This is a genomic window from Nitrosomonas halophila (assembly GCF_900107165.1).
In the GTDB taxonomy this organism is placed as follows: domain Bacteria; phylum Pseudomonadota; class Gammaproteobacteria; order Burkholderiales; family Nitrosomonadaceae; genus Nitrosomonas; species Nitrosomonas halophila.
On the sequence record NZ_FNOY01000063.1, the window covers coordinates 1 to 17,892 of the forward strand.

15 protein-coding genes and 1 riboswitch are annotated in these 17,892 nt (G+C 54.6%); of the genes, 8 read left to right on the forward strand and 7 right to left on the reverse strand.

Annotation, left to right across the window (positions count from 1 at the left end):
• Positions 1–327 precede the first annotated feature (327 nt).
• The 4 genes from BLV85_RS11855 to BLV85_RS15295 all read left to right on the forward strand — a co-directional run bounded on the left by BLV85_RS11855 (position 328) and on the right by BLV85_RS15295 (position 6,289).
• A complete protein-coding gene (locus BLV85_RS11855; protein ID WP_090415457.1) occupies positions 328–3,201 on the forward strand; it encodes a ribonucleoside-diphosphate reductase subunit alpha in 2,874 nt (957 codons plus the stop codon).
• A 48-nt stretch (positions 3,202–3,249) separates the two neighbouring features.
• The gene (locus BLV85_RS11860) at positions 3,250–4,419 is read left to right on the forward strand and encodes a ribonucleotide-diphosphate reductase subunit beta (protein WP_090415431.1); all 1,170 of its coding nucleotides are present in this window, start codon (positions 3,250–3,252) and stop codon (positions 4,417–4,419) included.
• 322 nt (positions 4,420–4,741) lie between these two features.
• A complete protein-coding gene (locus tag BLV85_RS11865) occupies positions 4,742–6,085 on the forward strand; it encodes a transglycosylase SLT domain-containing protein (protein WP_090415435.1) in 1,344 nt (447 codons plus the stop codon).
• Between the two features lie 54 nt (positions 6,086–6,139).
• Positions 6,140–6,289, forward strand: a complete 150-nt coding sequence (locus tag BLV85_RS15295; RefSeq protein ID WP_176974030.1) for a hypothetical protein — start codon at positions 6,140–6,142, stop codon at positions 6,287–6,289.
• A 79-nt stretch (positions 6,290–6,368) separates the two neighbouring features.
• Here BLV85_RS15295 and uca read toward each other — a convergent pair whose 3' ends face one another.
• The 5 genes from uca to BLV85_RS11895 all read right to left on the reverse strand — a co-directional run bounded on the left by uca (position 6,369) and on the right by BLV85_RS11895 (position 14,356).
• Positions 6,369–9,992 carry an urea carboxylase gene (gene uca / locus BLV85_RS11870; protein ID WP_090415437.1) on the reverse strand — a complete coding sequence of 1,208 codons (3,624 nt, stop codon included), beginning with the start codon at positions 9,990–9,992 and terminating at the stop codon, positions 6,369–6,371.
• A gap of 9 nt (positions 9,993–10,001) precedes the next feature.
• Positions 10,002–10,667, reverse strand: coding sequence for an urea amidolyase associated protein UAAP2 (locus BLV85_RS11875; protein WP_090415439.1), 666 nt, complete (start codon positions 10,665–10,667; stop codon positions 10,002–10,004).
• On the reverse strand, positions 10,664–11,395 hold the full coding sequence (locus BLV85_RS11880; protein ID WP_090415442.1) for an urea amidolyase associated protein UAAP1: 732 nt from the start codon (positions 11,393–11,395) through the stop codon (positions 10,664–10,666). Before BLV85_RS11880 ends, BLV85_RS11875 begins: the two co-directional genes overlap by 4 nt.
• A 2-nt stretch (positions 11,396–11,397) precedes the next feature.
• Entirely contained in the window at positions 11,398–12,822 is a 1,425-nt protein-coding gene (locus tag BLV85_RS11885) for an APC family permease (protein WP_090415444.1), read from the reverse strand.
• Positions 12,823–13,065: 243 nt separating this feature from the next.
• Positions 13,066–13,174: riboswitch (guanidine-I (ykkC/yxkD leader) on the reverse strand.
• A gap of 354 nt (positions 13,175–13,528) precedes the next feature.
• Positions 13,529–14,356, reverse strand: a complete 828-nt coding sequence (locus tag BLV85_RS11895; protein WP_090415459.1) for an SH3 domain-containing protein — start codon at positions 14,354–14,356, stop codon at positions 13,529–13,531.
• A gap of 245 nt (positions 14,357–14,601) precedes the next feature.
• On the opposite strand from BLV85_RS11895, the gene BLV85_RS15300 reads away from it, so the two are divergent.
• From BLV85_RS15300 to BLV85_RS11905, 3 genes are all read left to right on the forward strand, one after another.
• Positions 14,602–14,784 (forward strand): hypothetical protein, encoded by a 183-nt coding sequence (locus tag BLV85_RS15300; protein ID WP_176974031.1) that lies wholly within the window; start codon positions 14,602–14,604, stop codon positions 14,782–14,784.
• A 220-nt stretch (positions 14,785–15,004) separates the two neighbouring features.
• Complete coding sequence (locus BLV85_RS11900) at positions 15,005–15,889, forward strand: alpha/beta hydrolase (protein ID WP_090415449.1); 885 nt, start codon at positions 15,005–15,007, stop codon at positions 15,887–15,889.
• A 30-nt stretch (positions 15,890–15,919) separates the two neighbouring features.
• Positions 15,920–16,363: a universal stress protein gene (locus BLV85_RS11905; RefSeq protein ID WP_090415451.1), complete on the forward strand. Its 444-nt coding sequence runs from the start codon at positions 15,920–15,922 to the stop codon at positions 16,361–16,363.
• A 505-nt stretch (positions 16,364–16,868) separates the two neighbouring features.
• On the opposite strand, the gene BLV85_RS11910 is transcribed toward BLV85_RS11905, so the two are convergent.
• Both BLV85_RS11910 and relB read right to left on the reverse strand, forming a co-directional pair.
• Positions 16,869–17,135 carry a type II toxin-antitoxin system RelE family toxin gene (locus tag BLV85_RS11910; protein WP_090415453.1) on the reverse strand — a complete coding sequence of 89 codons (267 nt, stop codon included), beginning with the start codon at positions 17,133–17,135 and terminating at the stop codon, positions 16,869–16,871.
• Positions 17,119–17,346 carry a type II toxin-antitoxin system RelB family antitoxin gene (gene relB / locus BLV85_RS11915; RefSeq protein WP_090415455.1) on the reverse strand — a complete coding sequence of 76 codons (228 nt, stop codon included), beginning with the start codon at positions 17,344–17,346 and terminating at the stop codon, positions 17,119–17,121. The genes BLV85_RS11910 and relB overlap by 17 nt, the downstream gene beginning before the upstream one ends.
• 126 nt (positions 17,347–17,472) lie before the next feature.
• Here relB and BLV85_RS16020 point away from each other — a divergent pair, with 126 nt between their 5' ends.
• Positions 17,473–17,622 (forward strand): recombinase family protein, encoded by a 150-nt coding sequence (locus BLV85_RS16020; RefSeq protein WP_218132832.1) that lies wholly within the window; start codon positions 17,473–17,475, stop codon positions 17,620–17,622.
• The last annotated feature ends 270 nt before the right edge of the window (positions 17,623–17,892 follow it).

The following is a 17,892-nucleotide window of genomic DNA, read 5'->3' on the forward strand; positions in this document are numbered from 1 at the left end:
GATTTCGAACCTTTCATGGCGCAGAAATCGCATTATATCATGCACTTGGCGCGCTACCTGAACCGGATGTCGCCCACAGATTCTGCTGACGAGCCAGAATTATAGGGGAGCACCCCTCAAAACCATAGCCGAAAACTGGGGCAGAAACAGCCGCTGAACGAACAACAATTCAAAAAAGCTTGTCAAGATCTTTCGTTTATCATACGCTACAGGTATTATTTTTTCACAAACAGACCACAATATATTGTGGTTTTTGCCCAAAAAGCCGTTTTTCGTCCTTGGAACAAACACTTGCATCAGAACCAGATCGAACAGGAGAAATCAGCCATGCAACCTGCCACAGAAAACACCTCCCCCAGCCCTGTTTTCCGGAAGGATTTTCCGGAAAACGCAGTGTCGCCGACAGGCACACAACATTACTCTCAATACAAAGTGATTCGCCGTAACGGCGCAGTCGTGGCATTCGAGCCGGGCAAAATCTCGGTCGCCATGACCAAGGCGTTCATCGCCGTGGAAGGCGGGCAAAGCGCCGCGTCGTCACGGGTCCGCGATGTCGTGGCGCGGCTGACCGAGGAAGTGGTGCATGCACTGACTCGCCGCCGGCCCGAGGGCGGCACGTTTCATATTGAAGATATCCAGGATCAGGTTGAACTGGCCTTGATGCGTTCGGGCGATCACGATGTCGCGCGTGCCTATGTGCTGTATCGCGAAGCGCGCGCCCGCGAGCGGGCCAAACAGCAGGAAAAACAGGCTGCCGCAGGCCAGACCCCTATCCTGCATATCCTTGAAAACGGACAGCGCGTCCCGCTCGATCCGGCCAGGTTATCGGCACGGATCGAATCGGCCTGTCAGGGTCTGGAAGACGCAGTCAATGCTTCCCTGATTCTCAAATCCATGCTGAAGGACTTGTATGATGGCGTACCGGCCGATGAAGTCAGAAAATCCGCCGTGCTGTCCGCGCGCGCATTGATCGAAAAAGATCCCGCCTACAGCTTCGTCACGGCAAGACTGCTGCTGGATGATATCCGCCATGAAGTCCTGGGCGAAGAAGTCGCCCATCAGGCGATGCAGTCGCGTTATGCCGAGTATTTTCCGGAGTTTATCCGGCGCGGAATCGAGGCCGGATTGCTGGACGAGCGGCTTGGCCAGTTTGACCTGTCATCGCTGGCACAAGTGCTGGCGGCCGATCGTGATCTGCAGTTTGGCTATCTTGGCCTCCAGACTTTATACGATCGTTATTTTCTGCATATTGCCGAACGGCGTATCGAGCTGCCGCAAGCCTTCTTCATGCGCGTTGCCATGGGGCTGGCGCTGAACGAGATCGATCGTGAAGCACGCGCGATCGAGTTCTATCACCTGCTGTCGAAATTCGACTTCATGAGCTCCACCCCGACCTTGTTCAATTCCGGTACGAAACGTTCACAATTGTCTTCATGTTATCTGACCACGGTACCGGACAGCCTGGATGGCATCTATGAAGCGATCAAAGAAAATGCGCTGCTGTCCAAGTTTGCGGGCGGGTTAGGCAATGACTGGACACCCGTGCGCGCCATGGGTTCTCGCATCAAGGGCACCAACGGCAAATCACAGGGCGTAGTCCCTTTTCTAAAAGTCGTCTCGGATACCGCTGTGGCGGTCAATCAGGGCGGCAAGCGCAAGGGTGCGGTATGCGCCTATCTAGAATCCTGGCACCTCGATATCGAGGAATTTCTGGAATTACGCAAAAACACCGGTGATGATCGGCGGCGCACGCATGACATGAATACCGCCATCTGGGTGCCGGATCTATTCATGCAACGCATGCTGGCAGGCGAGGAATGGACACTGTTTTCCCCTGCCGACACACCTGATTTGCACGAAAAATATGGCAAGGCATTTGAAGCGGCCTATCTTGCCTATGAGGCCAAGGCGGCACGCGGCGAACTGCCCTTGCACAAACGCATGCCCGCCCAGCAATTATGGCGCAAAATGCTGACCATGCTGTTCGAAACCGGCCACCCCTGGATCACGTTCAAGGATCCGTGCAATATCCGTTCGCCGCAAAACCATGTCGGGGTCGTGCACAGCTCCAACCTATGCACCGAAATTACGCTCAACACCAACGAAAAAGAGATTGCCGTCTGCAATCTCGGCTCGATCAATTTGCCGGCTCATATCATCGACGGCAAGCTGGACCAGACCAAACTCAAACAAACCATCGGCACTGCCATGCGCATGCTGGACAATGTCATCGACATCAACTTTTATGCGGTCGCCAAGGCGCGCAATGCCAATCTGCTGCATCGGCCGGTCGGGCTCGGCATCATGGGCTTCCAGGATTGCCTGCACAAGTTGGGCATCTCCTATGCTTCCGAGGATGCGGTCAAGTTCGCCGACCAATCGATGGAAGCTGTTGCCTACCATGCCTATTGGGCCTCGACTGAACTGGCCGAAGAACGCGGCACCTATGCCTCCTATCGCGGCAGCTTATGGGATCGCGGCATTTTGCCACAGGATACGCTGGAACTGCTGCGTGATGAACGTGGCGGCCACGTGGAAGTGGACATGTCCGCAACGCAGGACTGGGCGTCACTACGCGCGCGGATCAAACAGCATGGGATGCGCAACTCCAATTGCCTGGCGATTGCACCGACTGCGACCATCTCCAACATCATCGGGGTCTCGGCCAGCATTGAACCGACTTATCAGAACCTGTATGTCAAGTCCAATCTCTCCGGTGAATTCACCATCGCCAACCAATGGCTGGTGAATGATCTCAAGCAACAGGCACTGTGGGATGAAGTGATGATCGCCGATCTCAAGCATTATGATGGCGCAGTCAGCAAAATTGACCGGATTCCCGAGCCTCTGCGCCACCTGTATGCGACCGCATTCGAGGTCGATCCCAAATGGCTGGTTGAGGCTGCGGCAAGACGGCAAAAATGGATCGACCAGGCACAATCACTGAATCTTTACATGATGGGCGCTTCCGGCAAAAAAATGGACGAGCTTTATAAACTGGCCTGGTTACGCGGACTCAAAACCACCTACTACCTGCGCTCCCTAGGCGCGACCACTGCCGAAAAATCGACCGTGCATACTGGTGCATTGAATGCGGTCTCCGCCCAACAGGCGGCTCATTCGGCAGGTGGTCTCGAGCAAACGCATGCCATGGACAAGCAGTGCGCCATCGACGATCCGGAATGCGAAGCGTGCCAGTAACCATTCATCAACCAACTACCTGATTATCTGAATCCAAGGAACAAGACTATGCTGACATTTGAAGATGAGATACGACAACCGGAAAACTCCGTTACACAAGGCGCGTTAAACACACTGGCAAGTGAGGACAAACCCGTCGGCTTCACCGAAGCAGAGACAACACCGGCATCTGCCCGTGCAACTTCCACAACCGGCGATCATCGCCGCATCTCTGTGGAGGACAAGCGCATTATCAACTGCAAGACGGATGTCAACCAATTGGTACCGTTCAAGTACAGATGGGCATGGGAAAAATACCTGGCTGCCTGCGCCAACCACTGGATGCCGCAGGAAATCAACATGAGCCGCGATATCGCGCTCTGGAAAGACCCCAATGGCCTGACAGAAGATGAGCGCCGTATCGTCAAGCGCAATCTCGGTTTTTTCGTGACTGCCGACTCGCTTGCCGCCAACAACATCGTGCTTGGCACTTATCGCCATATTACCAATCCTGAATGCCGCCAATATCTGTTGCGCCAGGCTTTCGAGGAGGCCATTCACACCCATGCCTACCAATATATCGTCGAATCGCTGGGGCTGAATGAAGGAGAAATATTCAACGCCTACCATGAAATCGGATCCATTCGCGACAAAGATGAATTCCTGATCCCATTCATCGACACCCTGACCGATCCGACATTCGAAACAGGCACCCTGGAAACCGATCAGCAACTCCTGAAAAGCCTGATCGTGTTTGCCTGCATCATGGAAGGGCTGTTTTTCTACGTCGGCTTCGTGCAAATTCTGGCACTCGGTCGGCAAAACAAGATGACAGGCGCTGCGGAGCAGTATCAGTATATTTTGCGTGATGAATCCATGCACTGTAATTTCGGCATCGATGTCATCAATCAAATCAAGCTCGAAAACCCGCAACTGTGGACGCGAGCGTTCCGGGAAGAAATCAGTGCCCTGATGCACAAGGCAGTGGAACTGGAATACCGCTATGCGGAAGACACCATGCCACGCGGTGTCCTCGGTCTGAATGCCCCCATGTTCAAGGAATATCTACGCTTTATCAGCAACCGCCGCTGCCACCAGATCGGCTTGGATCCGATTTTCCAGGAAGCGAACAATCCGTTCCCATGGATGTCTGAAATGGTCGATCTGAAAAAGGAAAAAAACTTTTTTGAGACCCGCGTCATCGAGTATCAAACTGGGGGCGTATTGAGCTGGGACTAGGAGGCTGTCCGAGAATAGCGATCGTAGCGAGGGCGAAGCTGGCTGAGTGGGATTTTTAGATCATTTGAGGCGAATAGTTGTTCTATTCAACGAAAAGGATCAAAAAATCCAGTCTGGCAGGTTCGTCCGCAGTAGATCAGTCTCAGACAGCCTCCTAGTGCTCAGTCGATCAAAATAATCCAGGGCCAACGCGCGTTAATCATTCCTTAGCTAGTCCAAAAATAGTGTAAAATGTCAGCAAGGCGTTTAGTGCTCCGTTTCGGGAGCGCTAACTTTTTTATTTATCCGGAAAAGCGATCATGTAAACCGCTCATTATTTAGAATGAAAAAAACAAATAATACCTTACTGGCCCTTATCGCCGCCGTGGTATTACCTTTTTTTTCTACTACGGCGGAAGCTGATAAAACTTTAGAAAGTAATAAAAAAAATATCGCCGTTCTAGAAACAAGACAAATTTCTGCACTACCACGCCAGCAACATGACGATCTTTGGGCGCGCGTACGGGCTGGATTCTCCCTGACCGGCGTGCAGAGCCAGGAAGTCCGTTTCCATGAAGCAGATTTCAGCAAGCGCCAGCAATTCATAGACCGCATCGTTGAACGCAGCCGACGTTACCTCTATTACATCATAGAAGAAGTCGAGCGACGCGGCATGCCGACTGAAATCGCGCTCCTGCCGATTGTGGAAAGCGCCTATGATCCAGATGCCTATTCCCACAGACATGCAGCCGGCCTGTGGCAGTTCATCCCGTCCACCGCCAAGGCGTTTGGATTGGAGCAAAATTGGTGGCATGACGAACGACGCGACGTGGTGGCGGCAACCCGGGCAGCGCTGGATTACCTGCAGCAGCTCCACAGCATGTTTGGAAACTGGAAGCTGGCCCTGGCCGCCTACAACTGGGGACAAGGGTCCCTGAAAAAAGTCATCGATGAAGAGCATGGTGGCAGCAGATCGGTCAAATTTCAGGATCTCCGGCTGCCGTCCGAAACCAGGCACCATGTCGCCAAGCTGATTGCGATCAGAAACATCGTGGCAAATCCCAGACGCTACGGCGTCAAGTTGAAGCCGATACCCGACCGGCCCTATTTCGAGCAAATCGAGCTGACCCAGCAAATTGATGTCAGACTGGTGGCCAGACTCGCCGGCATTTCCGAAAATGAATTCAACGCGTTGAATCCAGCCCACCATCGCCCGGTCATCCAGGTGAAGGATACGCCGCGCACGCTGCTGCTGCCAGTCACCCAGGTCAGGACGTTTGTAAGCAATCTTGAGAACTATGACAAGGCGCTTGTATCCTGGCGCGTTTACCAGGCCAAGCAGGCCGAAACTGTGCAGGATTTATCCAGTCGCTATCGCATTCCCGCAGCCAAACTGGCGGAAATAAATGGCATCTCCGAACGGGATGCTCTGAAAAAAGGCCAAATCTTGTTGGTGCCGCGCGACGGCAGCAGCATCAGGGAAAGAACCTATCTGGCACATCACATCCCCACTGAAACGAAAAAGCCGCGATTCGAGCAGCTTGTTTACACTGTCAAAAAAGGCGACACGCTGTATGATATCGCCAAGCGTTACAGCATCGACATTCAGTCACTCAAATCCTGGAACGATGTAAGCGATCGGCTCTCGGTCGGACAGAAGCTTACGTTACGCCTCTTTTCCCTCTAAGGAGTCGTTCATAAATAACTTGGGCATACGTTGTTACGTATTCGGGAAAGATGCATGGCGCGAGGCGATTGGCTGGCGGGGCAGGAGTATTTGACGGTGCGCAAGCGCACCCTGCGGCCTCCGCCAATACTCATCACTGGCTTTGCGAGCTGCGGCAGCGGCGCGGCAATCCAGCCCGCTGCAAGCCTGGCGACGGCACCCTGAAATGGAACCCACCCTCAACAGGCGCGCTGACACAAACCAAAATCAGTACCAATTGCCCCAAGGCAGGCAGCGTTACCGCCTATGCTTCTTGCAGAATCAGCAACAATTGCCCGGCCGAGACATAATCGCCCTGCTTGCAACTGATCTGCCCCACAACGCCACCGGCGGTCGCATTTAATGTAATCTCCATTTTCATCGATTCGAGCACAAGCACGGGGTCGCCCACTTTGACAGACTGACCGATTTCGACCAGCAACTTCCAGACTGTACCGGTCACGTCGGCACTGATGGCATGGGCACCGGCAGGCAAATCCAGCTCGCTTTGCACACCGGCATCATCGAGTGTTTCCTCGTTGATATAATCCAGCAAATTGTTGGCCAGCCAGCGCTCGCGCTCGGCCTCGAAAGCAGCCTGCTGACGGGTTTTGAACGCTTCGATGCTGGCCGCATGCTGGCACAGGAATGCCTGGTATGCCCGCAAACTAAAAACCGTCTCCTCCGTGCGCAGGGTAAAGCGCCCACTCAGAAAATCCTCGCGCAATGTCAGCAGCGCTTCCTCGGTTACCGGATAGAAACGAATCTGATCGAAGAAACGCAACAGCCAGGGCGTGCCTGCCTTGAAATCCGGCGTCTGCCGGTAGCGGTTCCACATTTGCACGGTACGCCCGACAAACTGATAGCCCCCCGGCCCTTCCATGCCGTAGATACACAGATACGCACCACCGATGCCCACTGCGTTTTCGGGTGTCCAGGTGCGCGCAGGATTGTATTTGGTGGTGACAAGCCGGTGACGCGGGTCGATCGGCGTGGCGACCGGCGCCCCCAAATAGACATCGCCCAGCCCCATGACCAGATAGCTCGCTTCGAATACAATCTGTTTAACTGCCTCGATGCTGTCCAGTCCGTTGATACGGCGAATGAATTCGATGTTGCTTGGGCACCAAGGTGCGTCGGGCCGCACCGACTTCATATACTTCTCGATTGCCAGACGCGTGGCTGCGTCATCCCAGGACAGTGGCAGATGCACTATGCGCGCCGGCACTTCCACATCATCGACCACAGCCAGCTCCGACTCTGCAGCGACAAGCTCGTCCAACAAGCGGTCGCGATCCAACAAGCGCGAATCGAAATGAACCTGCAAGGAGCGAATGCCGGGAGTAATGTCCAGAATTCCGGGCAGCCGCCCCTGCCCGACATGCTGCTGCAGCCAGTTCATCAAGACATGCACCCGGAAGCGCAAAACCAGATCCAGCACTGGTGGGCCATATTCGATCAACAGATACTTGTCGCCGGATTGCCGATAAACGACTTCCACCTGGCCATCCTGCTGCGCGATGCGATGCAAAATGGGGCTGGCCAACTGGGTTGCGGGAGTGCAGGCACCTTCTATCTGCACGGTTTCGACAGCACACAGTTCGTGCACCAGCGCATCTTGCCGCACCTCCAGTTCAAGTGCCTGCGCCAGAGTCAATGGATAAAAGCGTATACTATCGCCGGGTTTCAGTTGGCCGGTTTTCCATAATTCAGCCTGCGCCACGACCGCAGGGCAAACAAAGCCGCCCAGGCTGGGGCCATCCGGACCCAGTATGATCGGCATATCGCCAGTAAAATCGATGGCACCGACAGCATAGGGGTTATCGTGAATATTGGAAGGATGCAACCCGGCCTCACCGCCATCTCTGCGTGCCCACTGTGGCTTGGGTCCGATCAGGCGAATACCGGTACGACTGGAGTTATGATGCACCTTCCAGTCCGTGGCAAAGAAATCCTCAATATCCGCGTTCGTGAAAAAATCCGGTGCGCCATGCGGACCATATAACACCCCTATCATCCACTGGTTGGTGTAGCTTGGCACCGCATCCGCTGGCAAGACTCTAGATTGACTACGGGTTGCGGGCAAGAGATGCAGCACGTCTCCATTGCGCAGAACACGCCCAGCGTGGCCACCGAACTGGCCAAGCGTGAAAGTCGACCGGCTGCCCAAATAGTCCGGTACCTGCATACCACCCAGCACCGCCAAATAAGCCCGGCAACCCGCTTCTCGAACTTTCCCAAACCGCAGCAACGCACCCGCTTTCAGGCTGTGCGACTGCCATAGCGCCAATGGCTCATCATCCAGCCAAACATCAATCGGCGCGCCACATATGGCGATCTGTGCATCGCAATTGAACCTAAGCGTAGGGCCGACCAGGGTGATTTCCAAACCCGCCTTGCCATCCGGATTACCCACCAGCCGGTTAGCGAGACGAAAAGCCAGACTGTCCATCGGACCGGATGGCGGCACACCGACATGCCAATAACCCAGCCTGCCGGGGTAATCCTGAACCGTCGTCTGCATCCCGGCCGCCAGCACATCGAGCGTATGCGCCCGGTAATGCAATCCGGAAAGATACTGGGTACTGACCTGACCCGAGCGGAAGCCTGTGCTCGACAATATCTGCCCGAGGTAATCCAGATTGGTCTCGACGCCATACAGCGTCGTATCCCGCAGCGCCTGACACAGACGCTCGATTGCCTGTGCACGGTCATCGGCCTGCACAATGATTTTGGCGAGCATCGGATCATAGAAGGCTGATACCTCGCAGCCTGACTCCACCCAGGTTTCGACACGCACATCGGCGGGAAACGCCACCGCACTCAGCAGACCGCTGGCTGGTTGAAAATCTTTGGCCGGATTCTCGGCATAAACCCGCGCCTGAATGGAGACGCCACGGGGGCGAACCGTGAAAGAATCAAGGGGCGGCAGTTCACCCGCGCCCAGCATAACCATCCACTCGACCAGATCCACGCCCGTCACCATTTCGGTGACACCATGTTCGACTTGCAAGCGCGTGTTCACTTCCAGAAAATAGAACTGCTGGGTGGCGGCATCGTAGATATATTCGACAGTCCCGGCCGATCGATACCGGACAGACCCGCTCAGGCGCACCGCTGTCTGGCGCAGCGCCTCTCGAACCGAAGCAGGCAGATCGGGCGCCGGCGTTTCCTCGATCACCTTCTGGTTACGCCGCTGCATCGAGCAATCGCGCTCGCCCAACGCAATCACATGACCCTCACCATCGCCAAAAATCTGTACCTCGATATGACGCGCCTGGTCGATATACATTTCCAGGAACAGCCCCGCATCACTGAAATGACTCTGCGCCAGACTTCTGACGGATTCATAGGCCTCAACCAGTTCCTGCTGATTCCAGCACAGACGCATCCCGATTCCCCCGCCACCAGCCGTGCTCTTGAGCATCACCGGATAACCGATATGACGCGCTTCATGACAGGCCATCTCGAGGCTGGACAATAATTCCGTGCCCGGCAGCAACGGCACCTGCTGCTGTTTTGCCAAGGCACGGGCAGTATGCTTGAGACCGAAAGCACGCATTTGTTCTGGAGTCGGCCCCAGAAAGCAAATACCTTGTGCGGCGCATTGTTCGGCAAAAGCAGCGTTCTCGCTCAGAAATCCGTAACCTGGATGAATCGCCTGCGCGCCGGTTTGCAGCGCGACCGCCAGCACTTTGTCCGCACACAAATAGCTTTCGCTCGCCAGCCCCTCACCAACACACACACTTTCATCGGCTTCCAGCACATGCCTCGACAGCGCATCCGCCCGGGTATAAATCGCCACGCTCTTGATTCCCATGCGACGCAGGGTACGCATGACACGGCAAGCGATAGCGCCGCGATTGGCGATCAGAATTTTTCCAAACATAGCCACCCCTTATTGAGGATCCCAGACCAGCAAACGAATCGGTGTCGGATTGTATGCATTACAGGGATTGTTGAGCTGGGGACAATTGGAGATCAGCACCAGAACATCCATTTCCGCCCGCATCTCGACATATTTACCGGGCGCTGAAATCCCATCGACAAACTCCAGACCGCCTGCCTCGGTTACCGGCACATTCATGAAGAAATTGATATTGCTGCTCAGATCGCGCTTGCTCAAGCCGATCCGCTCGCAATCCGCCTCGTGGGCCAGCGCATGCAAAAAATTGTCGCGGCAATTATGCATCGGATATTTCTCGAGCGCATAGCGAGTCGTATTGCTCTCGGCCGAACAGGCCCCACCGAGTGTGTCATGCCGTCCGCAGGTATCGGCCACAATCGTCAGCATCGCGTTGCCGCAATTGGAATAGAGTATGCTGCCGTTGCCGAGATAAAGCTGGCGCTGAATCCGGATGGTATCGGCAGCACTATAGCGTTCGAGCGGATCTTCGGCCCTGAAAAACAAGGTATCGACCGCCTGATTGCCTTCCAGATCGACAATACGAAAAGTCTGCCCCCGTTTAAGGGTTCTTACCCACGGCTCGCCGGCAGGACAAATTTCATCCACAACTGCCTGGGCAGGGTTGTGCGTACTCTCCTGGATAACTGGAATATTCATTGTTTGTCTCCTCCTCTGGCATATAAGCGACGCGTATTCTCCAAACCACGCGCGTTCTCCGCTATCTGTGCACATGCCTGGTCGGCATCAGGCAGCGTAGCGAACGCGATCAGCCTGACCGCCCCTGGCTGATATTCAGGTCTGGTATCCAATGGATGAGGAGCTGCGCTCAAAACAACCAATGTATCCATCTCAAACGCCAAATCGACATAATCACCTGCTTGGCCATGATCCGCATGAAAGGTCAGCTTGCCGTCAGAATCGGCCGTGACCTTGCTGAAAAAATTGATGTTGGGCACCACATCACGCCGGCCCAGCCCCCATTTACCCAATTCAATCAGCATGCCGTCCAGCCCACTGCGATACATGGCATTTCGGCACTCCTGATAACGCGCAACCCCATATTTCTCGCGAATCAGGCGGCTGTCACTCAGTCCGCACACGACATCGTGCCAGCCAGCCGTATCGGCGCTGATGCAGCAAAAAATTCGGCCCATATCCGAATGGCAGGCATGCCCACTCGTCAATCGGAAAGTATGTTGCGTTTTCAGCGTGTCTGCCATGTTGAAGCGCTCGAGTTTTTCTTCCGAATTGAACAACAATACCGCGGCATTGGCAGCGCCCTTCACATCGATCAAACGCAGGGTCACGCCGCGCCGCACGATACCCGACCAGTGACATCCGCCGGGAAGATAGGTCTCCCACAAGCTATCGATAGATTCGCTCATTGCTACCTCCTAATCAGAATGGACAAAGTGGTGCAGCTCAGAATGCCGCCCAACACCAATGGCACAGCCCAGAGCTGCCACCAGGGCGCATCGGCTCCGGCAAAATAACTGCGCGGCCAGGCAATATTGATGAGTTCGAACAACGACCAGGCAAAAGCCAGCAAATTGATGACCAGCCCCCATCTGCCCAGCTTCAACTCTCCCAGCGCTGGATTCCAGCGTCCTGTGAGACGAGTAAACAAACCAACCCCGGTCGTCATGGCAAACATCGCGTACAGCCCGCCGGTGCCGAAGGCGATGATGAGCGCGACCGCTTCATCGCTCAGCCCCAGCAACAGGCCGAGGGCCGCCATCGAGACCGTCGTCAGTATCGCGTTGCGCGGGGTCTTGTCGGCAGTAACCCGGCATAGTCGCTGGGGCATATTGCCCTCGCGTGCCATCGAGAACACGATACGCGAGGTGTACTTGACCACCGATGCGCCACAGGCCAGAAACGCGACCACCACGATGGCCAGAAACGGCTTCTCAAACCAGGCGCCGATATGGGATGCGATCAAGGGCGTGATCGGATCAAAGGTCGCGCTGGTCCTGGCCAGCGTGTCGTGATCGAAAGACAGCGTCAGCGCAGCCGAATTGAACACCACCACCGCACCGACCGCCGACAATGCCAGAAAAATCGCCCGTGGCACCATGCGCTTGGGCTCACGGGTCTCTTCCGCAGTCGTGGAACAGGCATCAAAACCGATAAACGCCCAGCCGGCAATGGCCAGCGCGGCCAGGAAAGCGGCCGTCTTGCTGGGGGCGCTGCCCGTACCCAGATGTTGAAACAACTCGGAAAAAGGATGCTCGCGGAAAAACAGAAACAGCAATACCGCGATGCCGAGCGAGCCGACGATCTCGGCATAAACGCCCAGTGCGATGGTGATCTTGAACACCCTGTCGTGCGCCAGATTGAGCAACATGCACAACAGCAAAAAAATCAGCCCCCACAGCACCATCATCCCGCCAGTTGTACTGACTGAATCGAACAGGATAGAAAGCCAGATCCCTCCGGTATAGGCAGTGGTGGTGAGCATGGCAATGGTCGAGCACACATAAATGACGCCAGCATATTGGCCAACAATCGTTCCGCCCAGTTGCCTGGCCCATTTGTATGCGCCCCCAGCAATCGGGAACTGCGAAGCCAGCTCGGCATAGACAGTCGCAACCAGCAACTGCATGACCAGGCAAATTGCCAGGGCTGGAAACCAGCCACCACCGGTCACCTGAGTCTGTACACCAATAATGGCATACAAGCCGACCACCGGCGAAACAACGGCGAAGCCGAGTGTAAAGCTGTTCCAGATCCCCATACTGCGATTGAGCATGGCAGGATCCTCTGCCTCGATCGAGACAGCAGCACGGCAGGAAGTTTGCGAAATAGTCATATTAGCTCCTCATATCGCCCGGGTTAGCCGACGGTCGCGAGGATGACGCTGCGGCATCTGGTCAGCGCACCAGAAACCACAACAGTCTTTTAGGGGATTAAGGATGCCCGGCAGCGCGCGCGCCCACATCGCCCAGAGATGACTGAATGCAAAAGGTAAAACATGAAGGGAAAAGATGTGCATAACGAAGCCTCCATCGAGTTAAAAAACGACCGAGAGTCGCAATACCGCTGGTATTACGTGATCTCCCGGGCTTTTATCCCTCCGTGGAGCTTCGTCATAGCGAAGCTTCAAACTCTTGGACCAGACGCCTTCGCCTTACCGGAAAGCCGGAACCCTAGTTTGCAATGATGCCGGTTGCATCCACAACTCAGGATGGCAACTCTCAATCTGTCAGTATTAAACACTACTGCTTTATCCAAATATCAGCCTAGCAGATATTTTCCAGAACCACAACATTCTGATGAATCATGCAAACAAATATGACATCTGCCAACCTGCCCTGGATACAGCACCCTTGTCTGTGCACGCGCGCGTTGGCGGGCTAGGAGGCTGTCCGAGAATAGCTGATCTACTACGGACGAACCTGCCAGGCCGGATTTTCCGATCCTTTTCGTTAAATAGAACAACTATTCGCCTCAAATGATCGAAAAATCCAGCGCTGCCAGCTTCGCCCTCGCTACGATCGCTATTCTCGGACAGCCTCCTAGCTCTGGAAATCCGGAACTGTAAGCCGTATATCCACCATAGTATTGCGAATCCACCCCGTTCGGCCATCCTCAGTCTGTACACGTAGCCAGCTGCCATGGTAAGCCGTGGCGGTAAGCGCTGTATTTTTTGGCAACAAAGCAGTGGCTTGCGCCCGATCTCTCGGCTCAGCCCACAATTCACCACTGCCAGCGGTCAGCAATGCCATGGGCGTGCGTAGAATCACGGTAATAGGCTGCGCTTCCGGCGCCTGTCCGGCCAGGTAAGCTATCATGCCGATGAATTCCCGCGCCTGGGCGGCGTAGTTCATCGCATGACTGTAATCCATCTGCCTGTAGGCGATTGAGGCGGCATTCAGCAGGCGTTGTGCCAGCAACTGCAAAGCGATGCTCGCTTCGTCCAGAACGGTTTGCTGAAGCATTTCCAGCTCGATCTCGACTTCGGCTATTTTGGAAGCGGCTTCCGGCTGCGTAGCCAGCCGGTGCAGCTGACTCTTGGCACGACTTACTTCGCTCGCCGTTTTCTGCAGTGCCTGCGCCTGATCCAGCTCGCGGGCACTCAGTCGCCGAATCAGCTCATCCCGCTCGGCCAGCAAATGCCTCAAACGATGGATTTCATCCTGATACCGTCTGGGGCAAGGCAGCTGTTCGGGGATCGGGATCGCGCCCGCTATTTCCGGCGAGAATGCAGCATCGAGAGCGGGAACGGATGAGAAGGGTTTGGGTGCATGCTGCGCACACCCGGCCAGGCTGAGGGCTGTCAATATCACAACTGACAGTATCGGCAAGCGCTCGTTGCTGGAACAGTGAAGATGAAATCTCAGCATGCTCACTTTCTTCAAGTTCAAAATATTATCCTCGACAATATAGTTGGCCGCCTTCTGGCATAGACCTTGCCTGATCGGATAAAAAACTGCAACCCGATAATGCACGCATTATGGCTACAAAACTGCCGCATATTGCCAGATCGAACTGACGAACCCGGCTCAGATTCCAGAAAATTTCGTGCAGTCCAGCCTGATCCGGGCACTTCATCCAGTGAACGGCCGATTGCGGATACCCTTTAGAAATCATGCGTTCCCGAATGGCCCCCGGCAAGGCCACTGGCCACAAACCGGCCGCTTCCCTGCAGCATGGCACATGGAATATACCCTACGCCGCCGGCCGGGTGTTGACACTTCTGACCGAAATTCCAACCCAGACGGCAACTGAAAAATCTGCAGGCACACCGATGCGCCACCTCCATCCTGCATAACAATAAAAAATCCGGGCAAACATAGGAAGGTTTTATAGTATCCTTTCCTGAGAAAGGCCGATGAATTGACCGTACAGGCAACGGTAGATAAAGACCATCCAGTCCATCAGTCATTGAAAAAATAATCGGCAATGCGCAACCATTCATTCGTGCAGCCAGCGATTGGCGCAAGCCGCTGCACTCTGCCGCTTGCCTGACCATTCTGATTTCGAAAACCAACATGCATAACCGGATTATCCGCTGGATAGCGATCCAACTCGCCGCAATCGTAACCATCATCGCGCTGGGACTGATCATTCTGGGCGAAATCGTAACGGGTCCCGCCCCGACTGCAGTGGAAACGTTATTGCCGGATTTCCCGGTCGAACAGGTCCGCATTCCAGCTGGGGATGCCTATGCCGTGCATGGCTGGCTGGCGCGTGGATCATATGGCAAGGGTGCGCTTCTGCTCGTCCATTCCATGCGCAGCAACCGGCTGGAAATGCTCAGCCGGGCCCGATTCCTGAATCAGCAAGGTTACAGCGTGCTGATGATTGATCTGCAGGCGCATGGGGAAACCCCCGGCGAGCGCATCACTTTCGGTGCGCGTGAAAAAGCCGATGTCACTGCCGCAACCGCCTACTTGCGAGACACTTTCCCGCATGAACGCATTGGCGCAATTGGCGTCACCCTGGGCGCTGCAGCCATCTTGTTGGCCGACCCGCCTCTATGGCTCGATGCGCTGGTACTCGAATCGCTGCATCCGACCCTTGCCGAAGCGGTCGAGAACCGGCTCCGGCTGCACCTGGGTGATTATGGTGCTTATCTGAAATTCTTGCTGCTGCCCTATTTGTCACTGTTGCTGGACCTACCGCTGGAGGCGTTGGACCCCATCAACCGGATCGGCACCCTGACCGCACCGGTTCTATTGGTGGCTGGCACGCTCGACAAACACACGACCCAGGCTGAAGCTGAACGCCTCTATGCAGCGATCCAATCTCCCAAGGAACTGTGGATCGTCGAAGGCGCGGGCCACTACAACATGCACACCTACGCTGGCAGAACCTACGAGGCACGTATCCTCGAATTTCTGTCCAGCCACCTGCAGCGCCGCCAGGCCAACTGATTTCCATTCTTCAAACTATCAGGAAAAACCATGTCTGTTTACCAACATATTCTGCTCGCCGCAGATTTCTCCGATCAAGACGATTATGTCGCCCACAAGGCCGTCCGCCTGGCCGCCCACACCGGCGCACAACTCAGCCTGATCCATGTGCTCGACGATATTCCGATGCCCGATACCCCTTACGGCACACCAATCCCGCTGGATATCGACACTTCCTACAGCATGCTGGAAAACGAGAAACAGCGGTTGAACGAAATAGGCGATGCGTTCGATATCGATCCGGACCACCGCTGGCTGGTGTGGGGAGAACCCAAACAGGAAATCACCCGCATCGCCGAGCAGGAACGGGTCGATCTCATCGTGGTCGGCTCGCATGGCAGACACGGCCTCGCACTGCTGCTGGGCTCCACCGCCAACGGCGTGCTGCACCACGCCAAATGCGACGTACTGGCGGTGCGTCTGCAGCCTGACTGATCCCCTGAACGCCCTGACTTCGCGCATCCTACTTGCAAGAACAGAAATTCTGAGATCTGGACCTGACACCTACGTCTGAACTATTTTCAGTTTAAATGTGGTGGAATGAATGCTGCCCATGAAATGCATTCTGCATACATCCAGCAATACCCATCGCGTAGGGTGCACTTGTGCACAGGTTTTTAATCGTACGATGGCTTGCTGGCGATAACCGGAGGTGTTGGAGGGTGCGCAAGCGCACCGTAATCGACAGCCAGCGCCCGCTTCGTATGCATTAGCCGGTGATTACAACCCCAACCACGAATGAACACGAATAGACACGAATAATGAAAGCCACTGCGATTGCGTTTCACTTGTGATTGGAAGATAAAAGGGGACGCTTCCCTTTGCGGAATAAAAAGGTAGCGTCCCCTTTTTCCCTTTTTCGGGGTGTGCTTCACTCAAAGCATTCGTGAGTGCCGGAATCACTGGCTTTATTTTACTTATATCTACCCTGTTTCTGATCTCACTTATACACTTCTCGGCGATTGCCGATCTTCAGTACCAAGACGCACAAAACGCCGTCCTGAATTTCACAAATTAATCGATAGTCGCCCACTCGATAACGCCACAAACCGCCAAGTAGACCTGACAAAGCCTTGCCTGTGTTACGTGGATCGTCGGTAGCAGCCAAACGCTCCCTCAAAAATATCGTAATACGCCTAGCTTCGGCCTTATCGAGCTTTGCTAGTTGCTTATTCGCCGTCTCTGTCAGTTCAATCCGCCAAGCCAAGCGCGTTCTCCACTTCATCCAATGAATAAACGCGTTCTTCACCTTTACGAACCCGTTCTAACACATCGGTGGCCAAATAATAATCTTCCATATCATCCAGTCCTTTCTCGATGATCTCTCGTAAATAAAATGCCTTTGTACGACCGGTTTGGCCTGCCAGATAATCAAGCCGTTTTTCAATTTCCGGAGAAAGTCTTATTGAGGTGGCCATGTATAGAGTCCCCTTTACATCAAATATTGAATACATGTAATCAATATATCACAAATTGTTTTACCCGGAACAAAGAATAAAAAGCCGACAACCCGCTAAAACTAGCCAATTAAAGTTACACTCTATTTGGCTACCAACTTCACGAAAATCGCCCGCATCTACCTTCGCGTCAGTACCGAAGAACAAGATCATACTCGTCAAACCGAAATCGTACATAGTACACGGGCAGAAGGTTATTACATTGCTGGCATCTACCGTGATAAGGCGTCGGGGTAATAAAAGGGGACGCTTCCCTTTGCGGAATAAAAGAGTAGAGAGCAGGCTTTTGCCTACCCTCCCTCATTAAACCGGAAATAAAAAGGGTAGCGTCCGTACGCAGTAACAGCAGCAAATCTAGCGGGTTGAAGTCCCGTCCGGGGAGTTGTCCGTACGCCCCGGTAGCATGAGGAAACGGCGTCGCGGCAACGCGGGGTCGTGAGTTTCCACACAGCAAGAGAGCAGGCCGTAACGCAAGTGAACCCATGAGTAGCCTCGTAAACGAAGTGG

Excerpts from the sequence above, each read along its gene's own strand:
- BLV85_RS11855 (WP_090415457.1), top strand. The coding sequence starts at position 328 with ATGCAACCTGCCACAGAAAACACCTCCCCCAGCCCTGTTTTCCGGAAG.
- BLV85_RS11860 (WP_090415431.1), top strand. The coding sequence starts at position 3,250 with ATGCTGACATTTGAAGATGAGATACGACAACCGGAAAACTCCGTTACA.
- BLV85_RS11865 (WP_090415435.1), top strand. The coding sequence starts at position 4,742 with ATGAAAAAAACAAATAATACCTTACTGGCCCTTATCGCCGCCGTGGTA.
- BLV85_RS15295 (WP_176974030.1), top strand. The coding sequence starts at position 6,140 with ATGGCGCGAGGCGATTGGCTGGCGGGGCAGGAGTATTTGACGGTGCGC.
- uca (WP_090415437.1), bottom strand. The coding sequence starts at position 9,992 with ATGTTTGGAAAAATTCTGATCGCCAATCGCGGCGCTATCGCTTGCCGT.
- BLV85_RS11875 (WP_090415439.1), bottom strand. The coding sequence starts at position 10,667 with ATGAATATTCCAGTTATCCAGGAGAGTACGCACAACCCTGCCCAGGCA.
- BLV85_RS11880 (WP_090415442.1), bottom strand. The coding sequence starts at position 11,395 with ATGAGCGAATCTATCGATAGCTTGTGGGAGACCTATCTTCCCGGCGGA.
- BLV85_RS11885 (WP_090415444.1), bottom strand. The coding sequence starts at position 12,822 with ATGACTATTTCGCAAACTTCCTGCCGTGCTGCTGTCTCGATCGAGGCA.
- BLV85_RS11895 (WP_090415459.1), bottom strand. The coding sequence starts at position 14,356 with ATGCTGAGATTTCATCTTCACTGTTCCAGCAACGAGCGCTTGCCGATA.
- BLV85_RS15300 (WP_176974031.1), top strand. The coding sequence starts at position 14,602 with ATGCGTTCCCGAATGGCCCCCGGCAAGGCCACTGGCCACAAACCGGCC.
- BLV85_RS11900 (WP_090415449.1), top strand. The coding sequence starts at position 15,005 with ATGCATAACCGGATTATCCGCTGGATAGCGATCCAACTCGCCGCAATC.
- BLV85_RS11905 (WP_090415451.1), top strand. The coding sequence starts at position 15,920 with ATGTCTGTTTACCAACATATTCTGCTCGCCGCAGATTTCTCCGATCAA.
- relB (WP_090415455.1), bottom strand. The coding sequence starts at position 17,346 with ATGGCCACCTCAATAAGACTTTCTCCGGAAATTGAAAAACGGCTTGAT.